The following is a 20,940-nucleotide window of genomic DNA, read 5'->3' as shown; positions in this document are numbered from 1 at the left end:
GCGGTGCCGCAATGCAGTCGGGCGAGGAAGGAGTTTTGGTTAGGCTTAGCTAAGCAAGCCGCCGGTCCCGAGCGTAGAGGTGCGGATCATCGCGCGTCAAGTTTTAGGATAGCCTTGCCTAATGCGTCGAGTTCCCGCCCTCCTCTTCGTCGCCGTTCTCGCCCTCGGGCTCACCGCCTGCGCAGAACCGGAGGCCACCGCGGCACCGGCCTCCGTCGCCGATGACGACTGCCCGCAGGCATCCGTCCCGCTCGCCTCGCTTGACCTCATCGACGACGTGCGCACGCACGAAGGCCCCTCGACCGCCTGCCTGTCGAGTCACGCGATCGAGCCCGTCGACGACGACAGCGCTCCGAAGCTGCCTGTGACCGTGACCGACAGCGAGGGCCACGAGGTCGAGATCAGCGACGTCGACCGCATCCTCCCGATCGACATCTCGGGCACGATCGCATCGACCGTGTTCGCGCTCGGCCTCGGCGATCAGGTCGTCGGTCGCGACGCCTCCACCGTCTTCGCCGGTACCGAAGACCTTCCCGTCGTGACGAAGACCGGTCACACGCTCAATGCCGAGGCGATCCTCGAGCTGGCCCCGACCGTGGTCCTCACCGACACCACGATCGGCCCGAAGGAGGTGCGTCAGCAGTTGCGCGACGCGGGAATCGCGGTCGTCGTGATCTCCAGCGACCGGCGACTCGACACCACCGACGAGCTGGTGACCGAGATCGCCGCCGCTCTCGGTGTGCCGAGCCGCGGTGAAGCACTCATCCAGCGGCTGGATGCATCGGTCGACGAGACGCTCGCGGAGATCGCCGAGGTCGTTCCCGCCGACGAAGCCGAACGCGCACGGATGCTGTTCCTGTACGTGCGCGGCAGCGCGAACGTCTACTACATCTTCGGCGAGGACTCCGGAGCCGATTCGCTGATCGACGCCGTCGGCGGTGTCGACGTGGCGGCCGAGATCGGCTGGGAGGGTATGAAGCCGATGACCGCGGAAGCCCTGGTCGCCGCACAGCCCGACGTCCTCGTGATGATGACCGACGGCCTGGAGTCGGTCGGCGGCATCGACGGACTGATCGAGCGGATCCCCGCCGTGGCAGAGACCCCCGCCGGAGCGAATCGCCGCGTGATCGACATGGCGGACAGCGAGATCCTCAGCTTCGGTCCACGTACCGCCGACGTGATCGGGGCCCTGGCTCGCGCCCTCTACGCCCCCGAGCCCGCGACGTGACCGGCGAGGTCGTCGCCCCGACCCCTTCGAGACACCGGGGTCTGCGCTTCGCGCTGGTGGCGGTCGGCCTGACCGTCGCGCTCGCCGTCACCTGCATCGTGTCGATCACGAGCGGACAGTATGACCTCTCCCCCGCATCGCTGATCGGAGTGCTGCTGCGCGGTGTCGGCATCGACACCGCGTGGGCGCCGACGGCTTCCACCGACTACGGCGTGATCTTCAATCTGCGGATGCCGCGCATCGTGCTCGGGCTGCTCGTCGGCGCCGCCCTCGCCGTCTCGGGTGTGCTCATGCAGGCGATCTTCGGCAACCCCCTCGCGGACGCCGGTGTCGTGGGGGTCTCCTCGGGCGCAGCGCTCGGCGCGGCAGCGAGCATCACCTTCGGACTCGCGACGTTCGGCATGTGGACCACGCCGGCGTTCGCGTTCCTCGGGGGGCTGGTCGCAGTGTTCTCGGTGTACTTCATCAGTCGGTCCGGTGGTCGCACCGAGGTCGTGACCCTGCTGCTGACGGGCATCGCGATCAACGCGATCGCGGGCGCCGGCATGGCGTTCTTCACGTTCCTCGGCACCACGTCGACGCGCGAGCAGATCGTGTTCTGGCAGCTGGGATCGCTGAACGGCGCGTTGTGGTCGAACATCCAGCTCGTCGCACCCCTCGTGCTGATCGGCGTCGTCATCGCGCTGATCGTGGCACCGAGCCTCGACCTCTTCGCCCTCGGCGAGCGCACCGCCAGGCACCTCGGCGTCAATGTCGAGCTGCTGCGGATCGTCGTCATCGTGACCGTCGCGCTGCTGGTGTGCGCGGCGGTCGCGTTCGCGGGGATCATCGGCTTCGCCGGGCTCGTGGTCCCGCACCTGATGCGCATGCTGATCGGGCCGGCCCACCTGCCGCTCGTGATCGCCTCGGCTCTCGGTGGCGCACTGCTCATCGCCGTCGCCGACCTCGTCGCGCGTACGGCCGTACCGCTCGCCGATCTGCCCATCGGCATGATCACCTCGCTCGTGGGCGGGCCCTTCTTCCTGTGGCTGCTCGTGCGCACCCGCCGTCGCTCGGGAGGATGGGCATGAACGTGCGGCTGCGCGGATCGGGGCTCACGGTTCGCGTGGGCGAAGGACGGACGATCCTCGACGACGCCTCCATCGAGATCCACCGCGGAGAGATCCACGCCCTGGTCGGGCCGAACGGGGCCGGCAAGTCCACCCTGTTCGGAGTGCTCGCCGGAGACGTGCCGGCTCACGCAGGGACGGTCGAGCTCGACGGGCGGTCGATCGACCGGATCAAGCCGCGCACGCTCGCCCAGCAACGCGCTGTCCTTCTGCAGGAGAACACCGTCACGTTTCCCTTCAGCGCCGAACAGGTCGTGCGCATGGGGCGTACTCCGTGGGCACGCACACCCGCGGCCGACGAGGACGACGAGTTGGTGTCCGCAGCGATGACACAGACCGAGGTGACGGCGCTCGGATCGCGAGCCGTGCCCTCACTGTCCGGCGGCGAGCGCGCAAGGGTCGCCCTCGCCCGCGTGATCGCCCAGGCCACCGGCGTCCTGCTGCTCGACGAACCGACCGCTGCTCTCGACCTCAAGCACCACGAAGACGTCATGCGGTTGATCCGGGGACTCGCTGACACGGGGATCGCGGTGGCGATCGTGCTGCACGACCTCAACGCCGCACTCGCGCACGCCGACCGCGTCACCTTGCTCACGGGCGGCCGTGTCGCGGCGACAGGCACAGCGAGCGAGGTGCTCACTGCCGAGCGGATCGAGCAGGTGTACGGCCAGGCGGTCGACGTGTTCCCCCACCCCACGACCGGTGTGCCGCTCGTGGTCGCTCGGCGCTGAACCCTGCGGGGCTAGGACTCTTCGCGAAGCGAGCGGATCATGCTTCGGAGGATCTCCCGTGCTCCCGTCTGCTCCTCCTGCGTCATACCGGACAGCATCCGGACCTCGACGGAGCGGACGGCCGCGGTCGCCGTCGCGAGACTTTCACGGCCGCGCTCGGTGAGGCGGGCGGGGAGGGTCTTTCCGACAGGCGCTTCCGACGGCCTGGTGACGAACCCCTCGCGTTCGAGCGCCTGGAGCAGGACGTTCATCGACTGCCTCGTCACGAATGCGCCCCGTGCGAGATCGGAGTTCGACAGGCCGGGCCGCTGGGAGAGCAGTTCGAGACAGGAGTAGTGGGTGATGGTCATGCCGAGCGGACGCAGCACCTCTTCCATCGCGGTGCGGAGAGCGCTCGATGCCTCCTTCAGCAGGTAGCCCAACGACGTGTCGAGGTCGATGCCTGCGCGGTCTTGACTCATGTCAGTATTCTGACATACACTCGCCTATGTCAGAAAACTGACACGAAGAGAAGGATTCTCCCATGCCCGTCACCGGCCCCGACTTCATCTCCCTGCAGGCGCGCGACCTCGCCGCCTCCCAGGCGTTCTACGAGCGCTACCTCGGCCTCGTCCGCTCTCCCGCAGGCCCTCCCCACGCCGTGGTGTTCGACACAGCCCCGATCGCATTCGCGCTGCGTGACATCGCACCGGGCACCGACCTGACCGGCGTAGCCCAGCCCGGCATCGGCGCCGCCATCTGGCTGCACGCCACCGATGTCCAGGCCATCCACGATGCACTCCTCGCCGACGGACACACCATCGTCGCGGAGCCGATCGACGGCCCGTTCGGCCGGACCTTCACGTTCGCCGATCCCGACGGCTACCGGATCACCCTCCACGACCGCGCCTGACGCCCCTCCGCGTGCCTGCCGCTACGCTGGAGGATCGCCCACCGGAGGATCGATACGCCATGCCGTCTGCATCCGAACTGCTCGACATCGCCCTCTCCGCCGCCGCTGCCGGCGCCGCAGTCCTCGCCGAGGCGGCAGACGAGCGTGATGCATCGCCCGACGCACTCGGCCTTCGCACGAAGGGCGCGTCCGGCGACGTGGTGACCGAGATCGACCTGCGTGCCGAACGCGCGATTCGCGCTGTGATCGCCGAACACCGCCCCGACGACGAGGTGTCGGGTGAGGAGTACGCGACCACCGGTGCGGGCTCCGCGCTGCGCTGGTCGATCGACCCGCTCGACGGCACCTCGAACTTCGTGCGCGGACTGCCGCACTACGGATCGTCCGTCGCGGTGCAGGACGTGAGCTCCGGCACCTGGCTCGCCGGCGTGGTGCATGCCCCCGAGCTCGAGCACGTCTACTCCGCCGGAGCAGGACTGGGGGCGTACCGCGAGTCCCGCGGCGTGCGGCGAAGGCTTCACGGGCCGGCAGCAGACGCGACCCCTGTGCTGCTCGCAGTCGGCTTCTCGTACGACGCCGAGCAACGGGCGCGGCAGCTCACCGACCTGCCGGCGAGGATGTCGGCGTTCACGGATCTCCGCAGCATGGGCTCGGCAGCGCTCGGGCTGTGCCTCGTGGCAGAGGGCAGCGTCGACGCGTTCATCGAGACCGACCTGTACGAGTTCGACTGGGCGGCGGGCGCGCTGATCGCCGAAGAGGCCGGGCTCATCGTGAAGCGTCCGGCGACGATGCGCGGCGGCATCGTCGCTCACCCGCCGCATCTGCCGGTCGACTAGAGGATCTGGCAAAGCCCGGAGGGATCTGCCCGGCACCATACAATCGCGGTGAAGGCGAAGCGCCAGGCCGGGATATCGGCAACGACGGCGAAGGGGCGCGAGGGAGGGCCAGGATGTTCGGTTCGAAGAAGAGGAAGCAGAAGCTCGACGACCTGATGGCGCAGCTCAGGCCCGACCTCAGTCGGGAGTCACTGGGCGTCGGCCCCGAGTTCCCCGGAGTCACCCCCAACCCGCTCCTGAGCGGTGAAGCACGCACTCGCAATGCAGAACTGCGTACGGGAGAGCTTGCGCTCGGCGTTCTCGTCGACTGGCGAGAGGTCAACAGCAACCCCCGTGTGGTCCTGATGCTCGACGTGGAGACCGCCGACGGGATCTCGTTCCGCGGTATCGCCGACGAAGACCTCACCATCACCGACCTCACCCGGCTCGCGCCAGGACAGACGATGCCCGTGCGCTACCGGCCGGCGGTCCTGGACCATTACGTCGCCCTCGCCGAGGATGCGGACCCTGCCGAGGTGCAGCTGCTCACCGACGAGATCGCGAGCCGCAGGCGGGGCTGATTCGAAGCATGCTCTAGGCCTCGGGCCCGCCGATCCTCTCCTGCGCACGAGCGATCTCCTCGACGAAGCGCATGACGGCGACCGAACCGGGGTCTGCATGACCGACCGAGCGCTCCTGCTGCCATCCGGCGCGACCGCGTCGCGACTGCCATCCGGTGCTCTCGCTGACCGCGGCGAGCGCCGCCCTCGAAGCCCCGGCCGCATCCGCCCCGGCATCCAGCGCCTCAGCGATCGGGAGGAGCACGTCGATGACGGTCTTGTCACCGCGCACGGCACCGCCCTGAGCGCCGATCCTCGCCGCAACGGTGCGCACGACGTCGATGAGACCCGCACGGTCGAGGTGCGCACCCACGGGCGTCTGCTCCGCCGCGGCGAGCAGGCCGCTTCCGATCAGTGCCGCGAAGGTGGAGGGATTCGCCGCTGCGAACGCATCGCCCGAGGCACGAAGGACGCTGCGGGCATCGAGGTCGTCCGGGAGCTGCTGCAGAGCATCGGCGACCGCAGCACTGCCGACCGCTACCGTGACGCCGAGGTCGCCGTCTCCGAGCGCGGCATCCAGGGCACGCAGTTCCTCGCGGTGCCGCTGCATCCGCGGCAGCACGGTCAGGAGCAGGTCGCGCGCCTCGCTGGCAGATCCGGCCACGGTCACGTCGACGGCGGCCGTGTCGTCATCCAGTGCGGTCTCGGCCGTGCGGACATCCCCCACCGGGGCCGCTCCCTGTCGGAAGAAGGGCGACCCTGCAGGGTCGTGCAGCAGCTCTTCCAGCTCGTCGTCGAGCTGCATGATCGACAGCGAGGCTCCGGCCATCTCCAGGCTCGTGACGTACTCGCCGATCAGCCGGTAGCCGATGGTCACTCCGGCGTCCGTGAGCGCGTGGTGCACCCGGCGATAGATCACGTACAGCTCTTCGAGCGGTGTCGATCCCAGACCGTTCACGAGCACGGCGACGCGCCGTCCCTCACTCAGGTCGAGTTCGGTACCGATCTCGACCAGGAACCGATCCGTGATGGCATCGGCCGTCTCGAGAGGGCCGCGGTGGCTGCCGTGTTCTCCGTGGATGCCGACGCCGATCTCCATCTCGCCCTCATCCAGCGTGAAGGTCTCCTCCCCCGCGGCCGGGAGAACGGTCGGCGAGAGGCCGACGCCCATCGTGCGAGTCGAATCGGCGGCCTTGCGGGTCACGCGCTCGACCTCGGCGAGAGAGGCACCGCGATCGGCCATCGCTCCGGCGACCTTGTAGACGAGGACGAGCCCGGCCACCCCGCGGCGCGACTCCGCCCGCTCGCTCGGTGCGGACTGGATGTCGTCCGCCCCGAGCACCGTGCGCACCTCGATGCCCTCGGCGCGGCAGCGCTCGGCCGCGATGTCGAAGTTCAGCACATCGCCGCCGTAGTTGCCGTAGAGATAGAGGAGTCCGGCGTTCGAGTGCACGGCCACCGAGGCCGCGTGGATCTGAGCGGAGCTCGGCGAGGAGAAGACGTTGCCCACGGCGACCGCCGAGCACAGCCCGCGGCCGACGTATCCGAGGAAGAACGGCAGGTGTCCCGAGCCGCCACCCGTGACGATGCCGACGCGCCCCGGTGCCGGAGCATCCGTCCGCGCCAGCGCGCGCCGGTCAGCGGTGACCGCCCGCAGCTCGTCGGGGTGGGCGAGAAGGATGCCCTCCAGCGTCTCGTCGACGAACGACTGGGGGTCATTGATGATCTTGCGCATGTCAGCTCTCCTGCCCGGCGAGGATCGGGTCGTACGTCGTGCGGTCGATGAGCACCCGGCCATCCGCCTCGAGCCGCCCCGAGGCGCGGAGGTCCTTCACGATGTCCCAGTGGATCGCCGACTCGTTCGTGCCCCCGCACTGCGGGTACGAGCGACCGAGCGCGATGTGCACGGTGCCGAGGATCTTCTCGTCGATCAGCAGGTCGCCGGTCATGGTCTGCACATCGGGGTTCGTGCCGATGCCGAGCTCGCCCACGCGGCGAGCGCCGTCGGCTTCGAGGATGCGCTCCACGAGGTCGAGGCCACGGGTGGCCGACACCTTCTCCACTCGCCCCTCGACGAACTCGAGCCGGAGGTCGGTGATGGTCGCCCCGCCGAACCAGAACGAGCCGGGGAACGTGATGTGCCCGTCGACGCCGTCTTCCACCGGAGCGGTCGCGACCTCACCGTCGGGCAGGTTCGCCTCCCCTGCGAACGGCACCCAGGTGCGACCGGCGCAGTTCAGGCGCAGGTCGGTGTCGTCATCGAGGATGCGCACCAGCGAGGTGGCGTTCAATTCGGTGCACAGCCGATCGAGGTGGGTGCGGTGCGCGGTCCAGTCGGCGAGGGTGCCGGCGAAGAACTCCTGCTCCAGCTGTTCCCTCGGGACTCCGATCAGCGTCGCCCATTCGGGCGTGGGGATGCGTACGAGCGTCCACTTCGTTCCCTGCCACCGCGCGGTCGACACGAGGCCCTTGCCCTCCCGCTGCAGGCTGAGCCTGGCGCCGTCGATCTCATCCGCGGGCGGTTCCATGCCACGGAACGAGACGTGCACGTCTGCCCACTCCATCGATGCCAGCTCGAGAGGTGCCGCCTCGCGCAGCAGCGATTCGCTCGCGTGCTCCAGCGCGAAGCGGTCGTACTTCTCCTCGACGAGCAGCACCTGGGGCATCCCGCCACGGCGGTACACCTCTTCGACGAAGGCGTCGACCGCGTCGAGCACGGAAGCCGTGGTCGCGAACACCGAGACCCTCGTCCCCTGCCCGACCTCGTTCACGTCGGCCAGATGCACGGCCAGTTCCTGCCACCTGCTCATCAGTCCACCTCTCTCAGCGCGCGCAGCGCGCGGTACGTCTTCGGGAATCGTTCGTAGGCCGTCTGCAGCTGCGGATTGGCGTCCTCGTCGGGCACGACCTCGCCCGAGAAGGCGACCCAGCTCGCGGCCTGCTCCTCGGTCACGATGCCGAGCCCAATCGCTGCGAGCATCGCATCGCCGTACGCGGCTCCGAGGGTTGCGGCCGTGCGCTGGTGAAGGCCCGTCAAGTCGCCGACCGTCTGCATCAGCACCTCGTTGTGCGTTCCGCCGCCGATCGCGACTACGCGCGGCGCTGCGGCACCGCCATCCAGCAACGCGGAGACGGCGAGCGCGATCGACTGCCCGACGCCCTCGACCACCGCGCGTGCGAGGTCGGCACGGCCCGTCGACAGCGTGAGGCCGCTGAAGGATGCTCGCGCATCGGCATCGTGCAGCGGTGTGCGCTCCCCGCTGAAGTGCGGCAGGTGCAGCACGCCGTTCGCACCCCGAGGTGCCGCGCGCACCAGCTCCATCAAGCGCCCGAACATCGCGGTGTCGCCGTCGCCGTGGTCGAGCCCGAGCAGGTCGGCGATCCATCGCGTCGCCGTGCCGGCCGTCGAGGTTCCGGCCGCGAGCACGTAGCGTCCCGGCAGGGCGAAAGGCGCAGCCCACAGCCGCGGATCCGCGTGCGGCTCGTCGGTCACGCGGATGAAGTAGCCGCTCGATCCGTACATGAGCATCAGGTCGTCGGCCGCCATGACCGAGGCGCCGACCGCTTCTGCGACGGCATCCGTCGTGCCGACCAGCACCGGAGTTCCCTCGGGGATGCCGGTCGCCGCGGCAGCCGCGGCGGTGACGGTACCGGCGACGTCGGTCGACCAGCCGAGCGGGGGCAGAGTGTCCGGACGGATCAGGTCGTCGATCCCGTCGAGGTTCCACTCGAGCCTGGCGAGGTCGTAGCAGGGATGGAAGTAGCCGGCCGTCGCATGGTCGATCACGACCTGACCGGTCAGGCGCGCGACGAGGTAGCTCTGACTCGTGAGGTACCACCGGGTTCGGGCGGCGACCTCGGGCTCGTTGCGCTCGATCCACAGGATCTTCGGCCCCGAGGACTGGCTCGTGAGGGCGTTGCCCGCCCGCCGGATGATCTCCTCGCGCCCGAGACGCGTCTCGAGCAGATCGATCTCCTCGGTCGCCCTGGTGTCGACGCCGTAGAGGATCGCAGGGCGCAGTGGACGCAGCTCGGCGTCGACCGGGAGCACGCACGGACCGATCGCACTGCACGCGACCGCGACGATCTCGGCATCCGGAACCGCCTGACGCAGAGTCGAGGCGACCTCGACGAGGTCATGCCACCACACCGCATCCGCGTCCTGCTCGACCATGCCGGGCGCCGGGGTGCTGATGCCGTGCCGAGAGCGCGCCTCGGCGTGCACGTGACCGGTGGCATCGACCAGCACGCCCTTGGTCTCGTACGTTCCGACGTCGATGCCGAGGAACAGTTCCATCAGGATGCCTTTCGGATGCGGTTCAGGCGCGGGGGATCTCGGCGAGCGCGATCGTCTCGGTCTGGCTGCTCGGTGCGCGGCGTGGCCTTCGCCTCACCCTCACCTGATCGAACACCATCACGGCGATCAGGATCACCCCCTGCGCGATCGCGTATTCATATGCCGAGAGCCGGATGGCCGTGAAGCCGGACTGCACGACCTGCAGCACGAGCGTCGCGAGGACCACGCCGGTGATGGTCGCGAAGCCGCCGGTCGGGTTCGTGCCGCCGAGCACGGCGATCACGATCACGAGCAGCACGTACGACGTGCCGTAGTCGGCGCTCGCGGTGGGGTTGCGTGAGAGGAACACGAGCCCTGCGATGCCGCCGAGCAGCCCCGTCGTCACATACGTGCCGTAGAGCACGCTCGTGCTGCGGATACCCGAGTACATCGCCGCCGTCGGGTTCGCGCCCTGCAGCTGCGTACGTCGTCCGAACGGCGTGCGCGAGATCAGCACCCCGATCAGAACGGCGACCACGAGGAACTCGAGGAACAGGATCGGGATGCCGCCGACCGTCGCCTGCCCGACCGAGGAGAGCACCGCCGGGGCCCCGTAGAGCGTGGTGCCGCCTGTCCACACGATCGCGATGCCGTTGAAGATCTGCATCGTGGCGAGCGTCGCGAGAATGGGCGTGATGCCGACGGTTGCGATCAGGAAACCGTTGACGGCTCCCGCGAGCGCGCCGACCAGGACGCCGACCAGGGCGATGAGGCCGCCCATCGACTCCGCCGTGGCCGGATCGCTGCTCGCGATCGCGGTGAACATCGTGCTGACCGTGATCGCCGAGAGGTTCGCGATCGCGACCAGGGACAGATCGATCCCGCCGGTGAGCATCGCGAGGGCCATGGCGATCGCCAGGATGCCCACCTCCGGCGAGGCGACCATCATGTTCTGCAGGTTGATCGGATTGAGGAAGACCCTCGGGTTCAGGATCGCGAACAGTCCGAAGGCGAGCGCGAACAGCACCAGCATCCGACCGACGCCGCGGCCGACGTGGATACGGCCGAGCAGGGAGCGCACCGACCGATCGACCTGGTCGTTCATCCGGGCGAACTGCCCGGGAGGGGGCGACTGAGGCATGGTCATTCCTTCACCGTGTCGAGGACGAACGTCCGGCGAGAGGCGCGGCGGGCCATGACGGCCTGGATCCCCACGCCGATCACCAGCAGGAACCCGACGGCGGCGCGCTGCCAGGCCGTGGGCACGCCCATCAGGATGAGACTGTTGTTGATGATCTGCACCAGCAGCACGCCGAGCACTGTGCCGGTGACGGTACCGCGCCCGCCGAAGATCGAGGCGCCGCCGAGCACGACAGCCGCGATCACGTCGAGCTCGGTACCCACCAGGTCCTGCGGGTTCGCGCTGCGGCCCAGCACGACGTGGATGAGTCCGCCGATCGCGGCGACCGCCCCGACGAGCACGTAGAGCATGATCTGCAGGCGCACGACCGGGAATCCGGCACGTCGTGCCCCTTCCAGGTCACCACCCATCGCGTAGATGCCCCTGCCGAACATCGTGCGGCGCAGCAGGAGCGCGGCCCCGAACACGAGCAGCACGACCGGCACGATCAGCATCGGCAGGTAGGCGCGGGTCGATTCGACGGAGATCAGGTTCGCGGTCGACAGCCAGGAGATGCCGTCGGGCAGCTCGGCGATGTACTTGGAGCCGATGTAGGCGAGCAGCACGCCCTTGAAGATGCCCTGTGTCGCGAGAGTCACGATCAGGGTCGGGAGCCGGAACCGGGCGATCACGATGCCGTTGACGAACCCGAGGGCGCCGCCGATCACGATCGCGAAGGCGAGGATGCCGACGAGGCCGAAGTCCAAGCCCCCGCCCTGGGCGAGCGACACCGTCGTGTATGCGGCGAAGATTCCGATCGCGGCGAACGACACGTCGATGCCGCCGGAGATGATCACGAAGAGCACCGCGAGCGCGAACACCATCGGGACCAGCGCCGAGCGCAGGATCGAGAACAGCGTGTGCACGCTGAAGAAAGCGGGGTTCACGGCACACATCACGATCACCAGGACGACGATGATGCTCGCGAGCACGAGCTCGTTCGACATGCGTCCGATGCGGGGAAGGCGGATGCGGGTGTCGGTGGCGCTCACGCGGCCATCACCTCCTGGATTCGGGGCGCTGCGATGTCGTCGCCCGCCAGTCGTGAGACGATCTCGCCGCGACGCACCACGAGCACCCGGTTGCAGAGCGAGACGAGCTCGGGAACGTCGTCGGAGATCATGATCACGCCCATCCCGTCGCTCGCGGCCTCGCGGAGGATCTGCAGGATCTCCTCCTTCGAGCCCACGTCGACGCCGACCGTCGGTCCGTTGAGGATCAGCACGCGCGGCTTGGTCGCGAGCCACTTCGCCAGCACGACCCGCTGCGCGTTGCCGCCGGAGAGCGACCGCACGGGTGCCTCGACGCTCGGCGCCTTGATGCGCAGGCGCGAGAAGAGACGGGAGATGGTCTCGGCGGTGCGCTTGCGACTCAGCAGCACCTTGCCGACAGCGTGCTCGCTCAGCGAGCCCGCGATGATGTTGTCGGAGATCGACTTGTCCAGGAACAGGCCCTGCGTGAGCCGGTCCTCCGGAACGTACCCGATGCCCGCCTCGACGGAGGCCCGGATGCTGCCGGGTCGCACGGCGCGGCCGCCGACGGTGACGGTTCCCGACTGGGGGGTCAACAGGCCGAACAACGCATCGGCGATCTCGCCACGACCCGAGCCGAGCAGACCGGTGAGGCCGAGGATCTCGCCCGGCTGCAGGTCGAAGGAGACATCGGTGAAGGCACCGGGAAGATCGAGGTGCTCGACGCGCAGCAGCGGCTCGGCGTCGTCATCGACCTCGACCACGACGCGCGAGTCGTCGACGGCGCGGCCCGTCATCGCGTGGGTGAGGGAGGCGACGTCGAACTCGTCGGCCGGGCCGTTCGCGACCAGGCGCCCGGAGCGCAGCACCGTGATGTCCTGCGACACCTGCAGCACCTCGTCGAGCTTGTGGCTGACGAACACCAGGGCGACGCCGCGCTGCTGCAGCCGCCGCACGAGGGCGAAGAGCCGCTCGACCTCGGAGTGCGTGAGAGCGGTGGTCGGCTCGTCCATGAAGATGACCCGCGCGTCCTGCACGAGCGCCCGGCAGATCGCCGTGAGCTGTCGGTCGGCGACCGAGAGCCGTTCGACGTCGGCGTCGAGGTCGAGGGTGAGTCCCAGCTCCTCCACGATGCGCTGCGCCTCGGGACGGCGGTTCTTCGCGCTGTAGAGCTTGCGTCGCGCGGCGATCGCGGCCGGGAGCACGATGTTCTCCGCCACGGTCAGGTTGGGGAAGAGCGAGAAGTCCTGGTAGATGACCTGGATACCGGCTCGCAGGGCCTGGGTCGGCGAGAGGTGGGTGAGCGGTTCGCCGTCGAGCAGGATCTCGCCGGCCTCCGGCTTCTCGACCCCGCTGATGATCTTGATGAGCGTGGACTTGCCGCACCCGTTCTCGCCGGCCAGACAGTGCACCCGCCCGGGGTAGAGGGTGATGCCGACGTCGTCGAGCGCGACGACCCCGCCGAACACCTTCCGCACGCCTCTGACCTCGAGAACGGGTCCGGCATCGGGAGCGAGCCCGGCCTCGGATGCCGGCTGCGCCTGTTCTTCGTTCATGTTCTTCCTCCGAGGCGGGGCCGCGCGTTGGCGGCCCCGCCCTGAGTGGTGGTGGACGTCGGGATCAGAAGTCGTAATCGTCGACGTTGTCCTTGTCGACGATGACCGCGGCGTCACCCACGTACACGTTGTCGAAGCCGTCGAGCTTCTTCAGGGAGTTGTAGCCCTCGATGCCGAGGTCGGTGCCGTCTGTGATCTTCTCTCCGTCGACGAGCAGCTGCGCGATCTTGAGCTGCGCCTTGCCGGCCATCGCCGGGTCCCAGAAGAAGATCTTGTCGATCGAGCCGTCGACGATGTACTTCTTCGCCACCGACGGGATGCTGGTGCCCATCACGCAGACCTGATCCTCCAGGCCCGCCTCCTGCACCGCGCGGGCGATACCGGCGACGTCGGTGCCAGCCGAGCCCTGGAAGCCCTTGATGTCGGGGTACTTCGCGAGCAGCTCCTTCGCGCGCTGGTAGGCGACGTTCTCGTCTTCCTTGCTCTCGACGGGCTCCTCGACGCGGGTCAGGTCGGGGTACTCGGCCTGCTGCTGGTCGTAGGCGCCGCCGACCCAGTCCATGTGGGTCTTGGCGGTGAGGCCGCCGACGAACGAGACGTACTGACCGGAATCGCCCATGCACTCGGCGAGGTTGTCCATGATCTTCGCGCCGTAGGCCCGGTTGTCGAAGGCCTCGATGTCGATGTCGGCGTTCTTGATACCGGCCGCCTCATGGGCGACCACGATGATCCCCTGGTCCCTGGCCTGCTTGAGCACCGACTCCAGCGCCTCGGGCGAGTTGGGGACGACGGTGATCGCGGCGGGCGACTGGGCGATCAGGTCCTGGATGATCTGGATCTGCTTCTCGGGGCTGGCGTCATCCGCGCCCTCCTGGCGGGCGTCGAGCCCCGTCTCCTCGGCGAACTCCTTCACGCCGACCTCCATGCGGTCGAACCAGCCGACGCCCGAGATCTTGACCACCGTGACCATCGCGCCGTCTTCGGCGCTCCCGCCGGTCTCGCCACCACCGGTGGTGCCGCCGACCTGACCGCAGCCGGCGAGGGCGAGCATCGCCACGGCACCGAATCCGACACCTGCAAGCAACTTCGTCTTACGCATGTTCCACTCCTTCGTGTGTGAGCCAGTGTTAGTTTCCACCACCCCCAGGGAGGAATGGGAAGAAATCTCATCGCTGTGGAACAGTAAAACGTGATCCTGCCGCTTGTCAATGCGAAATCTCACACCCGTTGCGCAACCGTTGCGCAACGGGGAGGCCGAAGGAGCGACGCGGCTAGAGCGCGGCGACGGCCTCGATCTGCACGCCGGCAGCCCGCAGGCCGACAAGCGCGGGATGATCCACCGCGCCGTCGGTCACCAGCAGATCGATCTCGCCTGGACCTGCGACATTCGTCAGGTGCACCCGACCGAGTTTCGATGCGTCGGCGACGACGATGACCCGGTCGCACGCATCGATCGCCGCGCGCTTCACCGCACCCTCTTCATTGCTGTAGTCCGAGAGGCCGCGCTTACCGTCGACACCCGAGACGCCCATCACGTACACGTCGCAGTTGTAGCGCTTGAACGCCTCGATCGACTCGGCCCCGACCAGGCTGAGCTCGCCGGGGCGCACGCGCCCACCCGTGACGAGGATCGTGGTGTTGGGCTCGTCGTGGAGCTCGAGGGCGACGAGGATGCTGGGCGTGACGACGGTGAGTCCGAGGCCCTTGCCGACGATCGCGCGGGCCACCGCGAGGGCGGTACTGCCGCTGTCGAGCACGACGGTCTCGCCGTGGTTGAGGTGGGCGACGGCCGCTGCGGCGATGTTGATCTTCTCGCGCGCTCCCATCAGCGCCCGGGAGTTGAATCCCGGCTCCACGGCGGTCCCGTGGGCTGCGATCACACCACCCGTCACCCGACGTACGCTGCCGCGCTCCTCGAGGAGTTCCAGGTCGCGCCTGATGGTCATCTCGGAGACGTCGAACTCCAGGGCGAGGGCCTTGAACTCGGCCTCGCCGTCAGAGAGGACCCGCTGTTCGATCAGCGCGCGGCGCTCGTGGGCTTCCATCCCTACCTCCTCGTGTGGCAGATCCAACCTTAGGCGACCCGCTTGTGTGAATGAGTAACTTGTGCTTTGCTCATCGTGAATCTTTCACAGTGCTTGTGATCCATCCGAAGAAACGAGGAAAGACATGCCCAACTGGCTCCCCGAGGTGTTCGGCACGCAGAAGCCGATCGTGGCGATGCTGCACCTGGCCCCGCTCCCCGGCGACCCCGGCTACGACACCGCTGCCGGAGTGGCCGCGATCGTGAACCGCGCCAAGGGCGAACTCGACGCGCTGCTGAGCGGTGGAGTGGACGCCGTGCTCATCTCGAACGAGTTCAGCCTCCCGTACCTGACGAAGACCGAGCCGATCACCGCGATCACTATGGCCCGAATCATCGGCGAACTGCAGGGCGAACTCGCCGTGCCGTACGGCGTGAACGTGCTGTGGGACGGCCGTGCCTCCATCGACCTCGCCACCGCCACCGACGCCGCATTCGTCCGCGAGATCTTCACGGGCGTCTACGCCAGCGACTTCGGGCTGTGGAACACGAACGTCGGCGAGGTGGCCCGTCACCGGCACCGCATCGGTACGGCGAACGTGAAGCTGCTCTTCAACATCGTGCCGGAGTCGGCCGCCTACCTCGCCGAGCGCGACCTCGGCGCGATCGCCCGCTCCACGGTGTTCGCGACCAACCCCGATGCCCTCTGCGTCTCCGGACTCACCGCCGGCGCCCCCACCGACACGCAGTCGTTGGCCATCGTGAAGGAGAACGCCGGAGATGTGCCGGTGTTCGTCAACACCGGCGTGCGGGCCTCCAACGTCGCCGACCAGCTGTCGGTGGCCGACGGCGCGGTCGTCGGCACCTACTTCAAGCAGGACGGCAAGTTCGAGAACCGCGCCGACCGCGCACGGGTGGAAGAGCTCATGGGTGCCGCGAAGGCGTTCCGCTCGCAGCTCGTCTGACCGCGAGCTCCCGCTACGCGCAGAGCCGCTCCCGATCCTGGTGGTCGCGGGGCGGCTCCGTGCGTCTCGGGCCGAGGGCCCCGATCACGGTCGCACCGGCAGGACATCACTCAGATCGGCGCGCGTGCCGGAGGCGTGGATACGACCGGATGCCGCTGCATCTGCCCAGGCCTCCGTGCCGGTGGAGACGGCGATCCACGTCGCCGCATCCATCTCGACCACGTTCGGCGGTGTACCTCGCGTGTGCCGGGGCCCCTGGACGACCTGTACCGCACCGAAGGGTGGGACGCGCACCTCGACGCTGTTGCCCGGCGCCTTCTCGTCGAGGAGCTGCAGCAGGTAGCGCACGGCCGTGGCGAGGTCGGTGCGCTGCGGCTTCGCACCGGAGGCCTCCGCGGTGCGGACAGCGTCGAGCGCCGCGCGTCCGTCCTCGATGTCGATCTTCTTGGCCATTGCTCCAGACTAAGACCGGCCGCGGCGCGCCGAGTCCTATGCTCGAACGCATGAGCCTGCATCCCCAGGGCGCCCGCGCCGAGCTGCTCGCGGCGGTCGCCGACCACTCGTGGGGCGTGCACATTCCCCCGCTGGCCGACCCGCAGAGCGCCCACGACGCGGCTGTCCTCATCCTGTTCGGTGTGCTCGACAGCGTCCCGGCCTCCACGACCGTCGCGGCCGTCGCCCGAGACCTCGACGTGCTGCTGCAGCGGCGCGCCCCCACGCTCTCGTCGCACCCCGGACAGGTTTCCTTCCCCGGCGGGAGGGTGGAACCGGAAGATGCCGACGTGGTCGCCACGGCCCTGCGCGAGGCGGAAGAGGAGACCGGACTGGACCCGGCCGGTGTCGAGATCCTGGCCACCCTGCCCGAGATCCCGCTCGCCGCGAGCAACCATCTCGTGACCCCCGTGCTGGCGTGGTGGCAGTCGCCGTCCCGGGTCGTGGCGGTCGATCATGCGGAGACGGTCGAGGTGTTCCGAGTCCCTGTCGCGCAGTTGCTCGATCCGGAGACCAGGTTCACCTCGACGATCACCCGCATGGGCCACACCTTCCGCGGCCCGGCGTTCGATGTCGACGGCACGATCGTCTGGGGCTTCACCGCGATGGTGCTCGACGCGCTCTTCGACGCGGCCGGCTGGACCGTGCCGTGGGACTCCACGGTAGAGCGCCCCGTAGAGCTCTGAACGTCGCCAGAGGGCCGCACGCCACAGACCGCCGAAACCCGGTCCACGACCCTCGGTAGTCTGGACGGGTGAAGATTCTCGTCCTCGGTTCCGGTGCCCGTGAGCACGCGATCATCCTCGCCCTGCGGGCAGAGCAGACGGAGCACGAGATCTTCGTCGCGCCGGGCAACGCCGGCATCGCTCAGGATGCCACCCCGGTCTCGGTCGATCCGCTCGATGGTGGAGCGGTCACCGCCTTCGCCCATGAGCACGCGATCGATCTGGTCGTCGTCGGTCCTGAGGCCCCGCTCGTCGCCGGGGTCGCCGATGCACTGCGTGTCCGCGGAATCCCGGTGTTCGGACCGGGGAAGGCCGCCGCCCAGCTGGAGGGCTCGAAGTCGTTCGCGAAGCGCGTGATGGATGCCGCAGGCGTCCCCACCGGCCGCGCTGTCCGCGCCGCCACCACGGCCGATGTCGAGTCGGCGTTCGACGACCTCGGCGCCCCCTACGTGGTCAAGGCCGATGGACTCGCTGCGGGCAAGGGCGTCATCGTCACGTCCGACCGCGCGCACGCCCTCGCACACGCCGAGCAGTATCTTCCCGCAGGCCCCGTGCTGATCGAGGAATTCCTCTCCGGCCCCGAGGTCTCCCTGTTCTTCCTGAGCGACGGCGACACCGTGCGCGCACTCAGCCCCGCACAGGACTTCAAGCGTGCGCTCGACGGCGACGAAGGGCCCAACACGGGAGGCATGGGCGCCTACTCGCCGCTCCCGTGGCTCGACGAGCAGTTCGGCAGCGAGCGGGCCTTCGTCGAAGAGGTCACCCGCGACGTGGCACTTCCCGTCGTGCGGCAGCTCGACGCGGAGGGCACCCCGTTCATCGGACTCCTCTACGCGGGGCTGATCCTCACCCCCGCCGGCGTACGCGTGATCGAGTTCAACGCCCGCTTCGGAGACCCCGAGACGCAGATCGTGCTTCCGCGCCTGGTCACCCCGCTGTCGGAACTGCTGTTCGCCGCGGCATCCGGCACCCTCGAGGATCAGCCGGAGCCCGTGTTCAGCGACGACGTCGCGATCACGGTCGTGCTGGCCAGCGAGGGATATCCCGAGTCGCCGCAGACCGGCCGCCCGATCGAGGGCCTGGCCGACGCCGCAGCCGTCGAGGGCGTCCGGATCGTACACGCCGCCACTGCGAGCCCCGATGCCCCGGGCGGATCGCTCATCGCCACGGGCGGTCGGGTGCTGAACGTGGTGGCTGTCGCCTCCGACTTCCGCACCGCGCGGGACCGCGCCTACGACGCGATCGCCCGTATCCGCCTCGACGGCTCCCACTACCGCACCGACATCGCCGCCCGCGTCGCCGAGTAACCGGCGCCGCCCGCGTCGTCACGCCCGCCGCGTCGTCGCGCTTGCCGTGCCGCCGGACGCTCGGCTTCTTCACGAACGCACGGCTTCCCCACGCCGACTGCCCGTGCGCTCGGCGAGTGCACGGGCAGCCGGCGGGCTCGGGGAGCCGGAGAAGTTCGCGGCGTAGCGCATGAAATCCGCCGAATACGGGGCGGATGACTGCCAACGTGTGTGAACGCGATTGACACTCGACGCTTTCTTCAAGAAAGTTATTGCATGCCGCTCCGCTCCGACTGGTCGTCTGCGACCTGCCCCATCGCGCGCTCCGCCGACATCCTCGCCGACCCCTGGGTGCTGCTCATCCTGCGTGAGCTCTTCTCCGGACGCACTCGGTTCGACCAGCTGCGCGAAGCCACCGGCGCGGCCGACTCCGTACTGTCCCGGCGACTCACGGCGATGAGCGAGGCAGGACTCGTCGAGCGCGAAGACCCCGCCGATGCGCGCAGCGGTTACCGCGTGACGATCGCGGGGCATCAGACACTCCCGATCCTGCACGCCTACGCACGGTTCTCCCGCGTGACCGACCCCGATGGCCCCTGGGGCCTGACGGTGAGCTGCGGTCGATGCGGCGAGATCTCGGATTCGGTCGATTGGTGCGTCACGTGCGCGGCACCCCTCGACGTCGACAGCACCCACTGGGCGCGACACAGCATGGGCGGGGAGCCGTTCCCCCTCCTCACCGGACGCGCAGCATGACCGCCGAATCGCTCGACGGGTCGATCGAGGAACCCCTCGGCACTCGGCAGCGTCGATTCCACCCCGCGTGGACTGTGGCCCTCGTGGCTCTCATCGCCCTGATCGGCGCCGCCGGTTTCCGCGCAGCTCCCGGCGTGCTCATGGTGCCACTCGAGGAGGAGTTCGGATGGACCACGGCGGAGTTGTCGCTCGCCGTCTCCATCAATCTGCTGCTCTACGGACTCATCGCCCCGTTCGCAGCAGCCCTCATGCAGCGGTTCGGGATCCGCGCGGTCACGGTCGTCGCTCTCTTCGTGATCGGGGCGGGCTCAGCGCTGAGCGTGTTCGTGGCGACCCCCGGCCAGCTCATCCTGACCTGGGGCGTGCTGATCGGACTCGGCACGGGCTCGATGGCGCTCGTGTTCGCGGCGACCATCACCGACACCTGGTTCGCCACCCGGCGCGGACTCGTCTCGGGCGTTCTGACCGCAGGCAGCGCGACAGGTCAGCTCATCTTCCTCCCCGTGATCGCGGCCGCTGCCGAGGACGTCGGTTGGCGCGGAGCGTCACTCATCATCGCGGGCGGAGCTCTCGCCGTCGTGCCCCTGGTCTGGATCTTCCTGCGCAACAGGCCGAGCGACCTCGGCGTCGCCCGCTACGGCGAGACCTCACTCGCGCCCGCCCCTGCACCCGTCCGTCGCGGCTCTGCCTGGGGCGCGGCGAAGCTCGCCCTCTCGACGCTGAGAGAGGCCGCGCGCACCAAGACCTTCTGGGCGCTGGCGATCGGCTTCGCGATCTGCGGAGCGACGACCAACGGACTGATCGGCACGCATTTCATCCCGAGCGCCCACGACCATGGCATGGCGACGACCACCGCGGCCGGCCTTCTCGCGGTCGTGGGCGTCTTCGACATCGTCGGCACCGTGTTCTCCGGCTGGCTCACCGACCGCGTGAATCCACGCATCCTCCTGGCCGCGTATTACGCGCTGCGCGGGGTGAGCCTGCTCTTCCTGCCGAGCCTGCTCTCGGCGGAGGTGCAGCCGAGCATCGTCGTGTTCATCGTCATCTACGGGCTCGACTGGGTCGCGACCGTGCCGCCGACCATCGCGCTGTGCCGTGAGGTCTTCGGCGACAAGGGTCCGCTCGTGTTCGGCTGGGTGTTCGCGGCGCATCAGATCGGCGCCGGCATCGCCTCGATCCTCGCCGGTGTCGTGCGCGACCACACCGGCCAGTACACGGTCGCGTGGTTCGCCGCCGCGGGTCTCTGCGCGGTCGCCGCCCTGGTCAGCGCGACCATCCGCAGGCATCCCGCACCCTGACCCTCGTTCCTATCGCGCAAATGGTTGCATCCCGGGGCGGAATGCAACCATTTGCACGATTCGTAACGAGGAAGGGC

At 68.9% G+C, this 20,940-nt stretch carries 21 protein-coding genes; 11 read left to right on the top strand and 10 right to left on the bottom strand.

Annotation, left to right across the window (positions count from 1 at the left end; translation table 11 throughout):
• The first annotated feature begins 121 nt into the window (after nucleotides 1-121).
• The 3 genes from HDC31_RS15580 to HDC31_RS15570 are packed head-to-tail and all read left to right on the top strand — an operon-like array spanning nucleotide 122 to nucleotide 3,068.
• Nucleotides 122-1,228 carry a hemin ABC transporter substrate-binding protein gene (locus tag HDC31_RS15580; RefSeq protein ID WP_179516318.1) on the top strand — a complete coding sequence of 369 codons (1,107 nt, stop codon included), beginning with the start codon at nucleotides 122-124 and terminating at the stop codon, nucleotides 1,226-1,228.
• Complete coding sequence (locus tag HDC31_RS15575) at nucleotides 1,225-2,298, top strand: iron ABC transporter permease (RefSeq protein WP_179516317.1); 1,074 nt, start codon at nucleotides 1,225-1,227, stop codon at nucleotides 2,296-2,298. Before HDC31_RS15580 ends, HDC31_RS15575 begins: the two co-directional genes overlap by 4 nt.
• Nucleotides 2,295-3,068: a heme ABC transporter ATP-binding protein gene (locus tag HDC31_RS15570; RefSeq protein WP_058631633.1), complete on the top strand. Its 774-nt coding sequence runs from the start codon at nucleotides 2,295-2,297 to the stop codon at nucleotides 3,066-3,068. Before HDC31_RS15575 ends, HDC31_RS15570 begins: the two co-directional genes overlap by 4 nt.
• An 11-nt stretch (nucleotides 3,069-3,079) precedes the next feature.
• On the opposite strand, the gene HDC31_RS15565 is transcribed toward HDC31_RS15570, so the two are convergent.
• The gene (locus HDC31_RS15565) at nucleotides 3,080-3,529 is read right to left on the bottom strand and encodes a MarR family winged helix-turn-helix transcriptional regulator (RefSeq protein ID WP_113680440.1); all 450 of its coding nucleotides are present in this window, start codon (nucleotides 3,527-3,529) and stop codon (nucleotides 3,080-3,082) included.
• A 62-nt stretch (nucleotides 3,530-3,591) separates the two neighbouring features.
• Here HDC31_RS15565 and HDC31_RS15560 point away from each other — a divergent pair, with 62 nt between their 5' ends.
• The 3 genes from HDC31_RS15560 (at nucleotide 3,592) to HDC31_RS15550 (ending at nucleotide 5,356) form a co-directional block, all read left to right on the top strand.
• Nucleotides 3,592-3,960: a VOC family protein gene (locus tag HDC31_RS15560; RefSeq protein WP_046746852.1), complete on the top strand. Its 369-nt coding sequence runs from the start codon at nucleotides 3,592-3,594 to the stop codon at nucleotides 3,958-3,960.
• 59 nt (nucleotides 3,961-4,019) lie between these two features.
• Entirely contained in the window at nucleotides 4,020-4,796 is a 777-nt protein-coding gene (locus HDC31_RS15555) for an inositol monophosphatase (protein ID WP_113680441.1), read from the top strand.
• 113 nt (nucleotides 4,797-4,909) lie between these two features.
• Nucleotides 4,910-5,356: a hypothetical protein gene (locus HDC31_RS15550; protein ID WP_113680442.1), complete on the top strand. Its 447-nt coding sequence runs from the start codon at nucleotides 4,910-4,912 to the stop codon at nucleotides 5,354-5,356.
• A gap of 13 nt (nucleotides 5,357-5,369) precedes the next feature.
• Here the strand turns inward: HDC31_RS15550 and HDC31_RS15545 are convergent, their stop codons facing one another.
• The 8 genes from HDC31_RS15545 to HDC31_RS15510 form a co-directional block, all read right to left on the bottom strand.
• A complete protein-coding gene (locus HDC31_RS15545; protein ID WP_179516316.1) occupies nucleotides 5,370-7,070 on the bottom strand; it encodes a dihydroxyacetone kinase family protein in 1,701 nt (566 codons plus the stop codon).
• Between the two features lies 1 nt (nucleotide 7,071).
• On the bottom strand, nucleotides 7,072-8,145 hold the full coding sequence (locus HDC31_RS15540) for an aminopeptidase (RefSeq protein ID WP_179516315.1): 1,074 nt from the start codon (nucleotides 8,143-8,145) through the stop codon (nucleotides 7,072-7,074).
• Nucleotides 8,145-9,632, bottom strand: coding sequence for an FGGY-family carbohydrate kinase (locus tag HDC31_RS15535; protein WP_179516314.1), 1,488 nt, complete (start codon nucleotides 9,630-9,632; stop codon nucleotides 8,145-8,147). Before HDC31_RS15535 ends, HDC31_RS15540 begins: the two co-directional genes overlap by 1 nt.
• A 22-nt stretch (nucleotides 9,633-9,654) precedes the next feature.
• The gene (locus HDC31_RS15530; RefSeq protein ID WP_230977975.1) at nucleotides 9,655-10,752 is read right to left on the bottom strand and encodes an ABC transporter permease; all 1,098 of its coding nucleotides are present in this window, start codon (nucleotides 10,750-10,752) and stop codon (nucleotides 9,655-9,657) included.
• A gap of 2 nt (nucleotides 10,753-10,754) precedes the next feature.
• A complete protein-coding gene (locus tag HDC31_RS15525; RefSeq protein WP_231728793.1) occupies nucleotides 10,755-11,783 on the bottom strand; it encodes an ABC transporter permease in 1,029 nt (342 codons plus the stop codon).
• Entirely contained in the window at nucleotides 11,780-13,318 is a 1,539-nt protein-coding gene (locus HDC31_RS15520) for a sugar ABC transporter ATP-binding protein (protein ID WP_113680444.1), read from the bottom strand. The genes HDC31_RS15525 and HDC31_RS15520 overlap by 4 nt, the downstream gene beginning before the upstream one ends.
• A 64-nt stretch (nucleotides 13,319-13,382) precedes the next feature.
• Nucleotides 13,383-14,417, bottom strand: a complete 1,035-nt coding sequence (locus HDC31_RS15515; protein WP_113680445.1) for an autoinducer 2 ABC transporter substrate-binding protein — start codon at nucleotides 14,415-14,417, stop codon at nucleotides 13,383-13,385.
• A gap of 172 nt (nucleotides 14,418-14,589) precedes the next feature.
• Entirely contained in the window at nucleotides 14,590-15,363 is a 774-nt protein-coding gene (locus HDC31_RS15510; RefSeq protein WP_028503122.1) for a DeoR/GlpR family DNA-binding transcription regulator, read from the bottom strand.
• A gap of 124 nt (nucleotides 15,364-15,487) precedes the next feature.
• Here HDC31_RS15510 and HDC31_RS15505 point away from each other — a divergent pair, with 124 nt between their 5' ends.
• Nucleotides 15,488-16,306, top strand: coding sequence for a BtpA/SgcQ family protein (locus HDC31_RS15505; protein WP_179516313.1), 819 nt, complete (start codon nucleotides 15,488-15,490; stop codon nucleotides 16,304-16,306).
• Between the two features lie 84 nt (nucleotides 16,307-16,390).
• Here HDC31_RS15505 and HDC31_RS15500 read toward each other — a convergent pair whose 3' ends face one another.
• The gene (locus HDC31_RS15500) at nucleotides 16,391-16,759 is read right to left on the bottom strand and encodes a sterol carrier family protein (protein ID WP_179516312.1); all 369 of its coding nucleotides are present in this window, start codon (nucleotides 16,757-16,759) and stop codon (nucleotides 16,391-16,393) included.
• A 50-nt stretch (nucleotides 16,760-16,809) separates the two neighbouring features.
• On the opposite strand from HDC31_RS15500, the gene HDC31_RS15495 reads away from it, so the two are divergent.
• The 4 genes from HDC31_RS15495 (at nucleotide 16,810) to HDC31_RS15480 (ending at nucleotide 20,863) form a co-directional block, all read left to right on the top strand.
• Nucleotides 16,810-17,484, top strand: a complete 675-nt coding sequence (locus HDC31_RS15495) for a CoA pyrophosphatase (protein ID WP_179516311.1) — start codon at nucleotides 16,810-16,812, stop codon at nucleotides 17,482-17,484.
• A 68-nt stretch (nucleotides 17,485-17,552) separates the two neighbouring features.
• Entirely contained in the window at nucleotides 17,553-18,830 is a 1,278-nt protein-coding gene (purD, locus tag HDC31_RS15490; RefSeq protein WP_046746842.1) for a phosphoribosylamine--glycine ligase, read from the top strand.
• 255 nt (nucleotides 18,831-19,085) lie between these two features.
• Entirely contained in the window at nucleotides 19,086-19,565 is a 480-nt protein-coding gene (locus tag HDC31_RS15485; protein ID WP_058631629.1) for a helix-turn-helix domain-containing protein, read from the top strand.
• Nucleotides 19,562-20,863, top strand: coding sequence for an MFS transporter (locus tag HDC31_RS15480; protein ID WP_113681478.1), 1,302 nt, complete (start codon nucleotides 19,562-19,564; stop codon nucleotides 20,861-20,863). The genes HDC31_RS15485 and HDC31_RS15480 overlap by 4 nt, the downstream gene beginning before the upstream one ends.
• Nucleotides 20,864-20,940: the final 77 nt, after the last annotated feature.

It is taken from the genome of Microbacterium sp. JAI119 (assembly GCF_013410135.1).
GTDB classification, from domain to species: Bacteria; Actinomycetota; Actinomycetes; order Actinomycetales; family Microbacteriaceae; genus Microbacterium; species Microbacterium oxydans.
Note: the sequence above shows the minus strand (reverse complement) of the source record. Positions and strands in the feature narration are given on the sequence as shown.

Excerpts from the sequence above, each read along its gene's own strand:
- HDC31_RS15580 (WP_179516318.1), top strand. The coding sequence starts at position 122 with ATGCGTCGAGTTCCCGCCCTCCTCTTCGTCGCCGTTCTCGCCCTCGGG.
- HDC31_RS15570 (WP_058631633.1), top strand. The coding sequence starts at position 2,295 with ATGAACGTGCGGCTGCGCGGATCGGGGCTCACGGTTCGCGTGGGCGAA.
- HDC31_RS15565 (WP_113680440.1), bottom strand. The coding sequence starts at position 3,529 with ATGAGTCAAGACCGCGCAGGCATCGACCTCGACACGTCGTTGGGCTAC.
- HDC31_RS15560 (WP_046746852.1), top strand. The coding sequence starts at position 3,592 with ATGCCCGTCACCGGCCCCGACTTCATCTCCCTGCAGGCGCGCGACCTC.
- HDC31_RS15555 (WP_113680441.1), top strand. The coding sequence starts at position 4,020 with ATGCCGTCTGCATCCGAACTGCTCGACATCGCCCTCTCCGCCGCCGCT.
- HDC31_RS15550 (WP_113680442.1), top strand. The coding sequence starts at position 4,910 with ATGTTCGGTTCGAAGAAGAGGAAGCAGAAGCTCGACGACCTGATGGCG.
- HDC31_RS15545 (WP_179516316.1), bottom strand. The coding sequence starts at position 7,070 with ATGCGCAAGATCATCAATGACCCCCAGTCGTTCGTCGACGAGACGCTG.
- HDC31_RS15540 (WP_179516315.1), bottom strand. The coding sequence starts at position 8,145 with ATGAGCAGGTGGCAGGAACTGGCCGTGCATCTGGCCGACGTGAACGAG.
- HDC31_RS15535 (WP_179516314.1), bottom strand. The coding sequence starts at position 9,632 with ATGGAACTGTTCCTCGGCATCGACGTCGGAACGTACGAGACCAAGGGC.
- HDC31_RS15530 (WP_230977975.1), bottom strand. The coding sequence starts at position 10,752 with ATGCCTCAGTCGCCCCCTCCCGGGCAGTTCGCCCGGATGAACGACCAG.
- HDC31_RS15520 (WP_113680444.1), bottom strand. The coding sequence starts at position 13,318 with ATGAACGAAGAACAGGCGCAGCCGGCATCCGAGGCCGGGCTCGCTCCC.
- HDC31_RS15515 (WP_113680445.1), bottom strand. The coding sequence starts at position 14,417 with ATGCGTAAGACGAAGTTGCTTGCAGGTGTCGGATTCGGTGCCGTGGCG.
- HDC31_RS15510 (WP_028503122.1), bottom strand. The coding sequence starts at position 15,363 with ATGGAAGCCCACGAGCGCCGCGCGCTGATCGAACAGCGGGTCCTCTCT.
- HDC31_RS15505 (WP_179516313.1), top strand. The coding sequence starts at position 15,488 with ATGCCCAACTGGCTCCCCGAGGTGTTCGGCACGCAGAAGCCGATCGTG.
- HDC31_RS15500 (WP_179516312.1), bottom strand. The coding sequence starts at position 16,759 with ATGGCCAAGAAGATCGACATCGAGGACGGACGCGCGGCGCTCGACGCT.
- HDC31_RS15495 (WP_179516311.1), top strand. The coding sequence starts at position 16,810 with ATGAGCCTGCATCCCCAGGGCGCCCGCGCCGAGCTGCTCGCGGCGGTC.
- HDC31_RS15485 (WP_058631629.1), top strand. The coding sequence starts at position 19,086 with ATGCCGCTCCGCTCCGACTGGTCGTCTGCGACCTGCCCCATCGCGCGC.
- HDC31_RS15480 (WP_113681478.1), top strand. The coding sequence starts at position 19,562 with ATGACCGCCGAATCGCTCGACGGGTCGATCGAGGAACCCCTCGGCACT.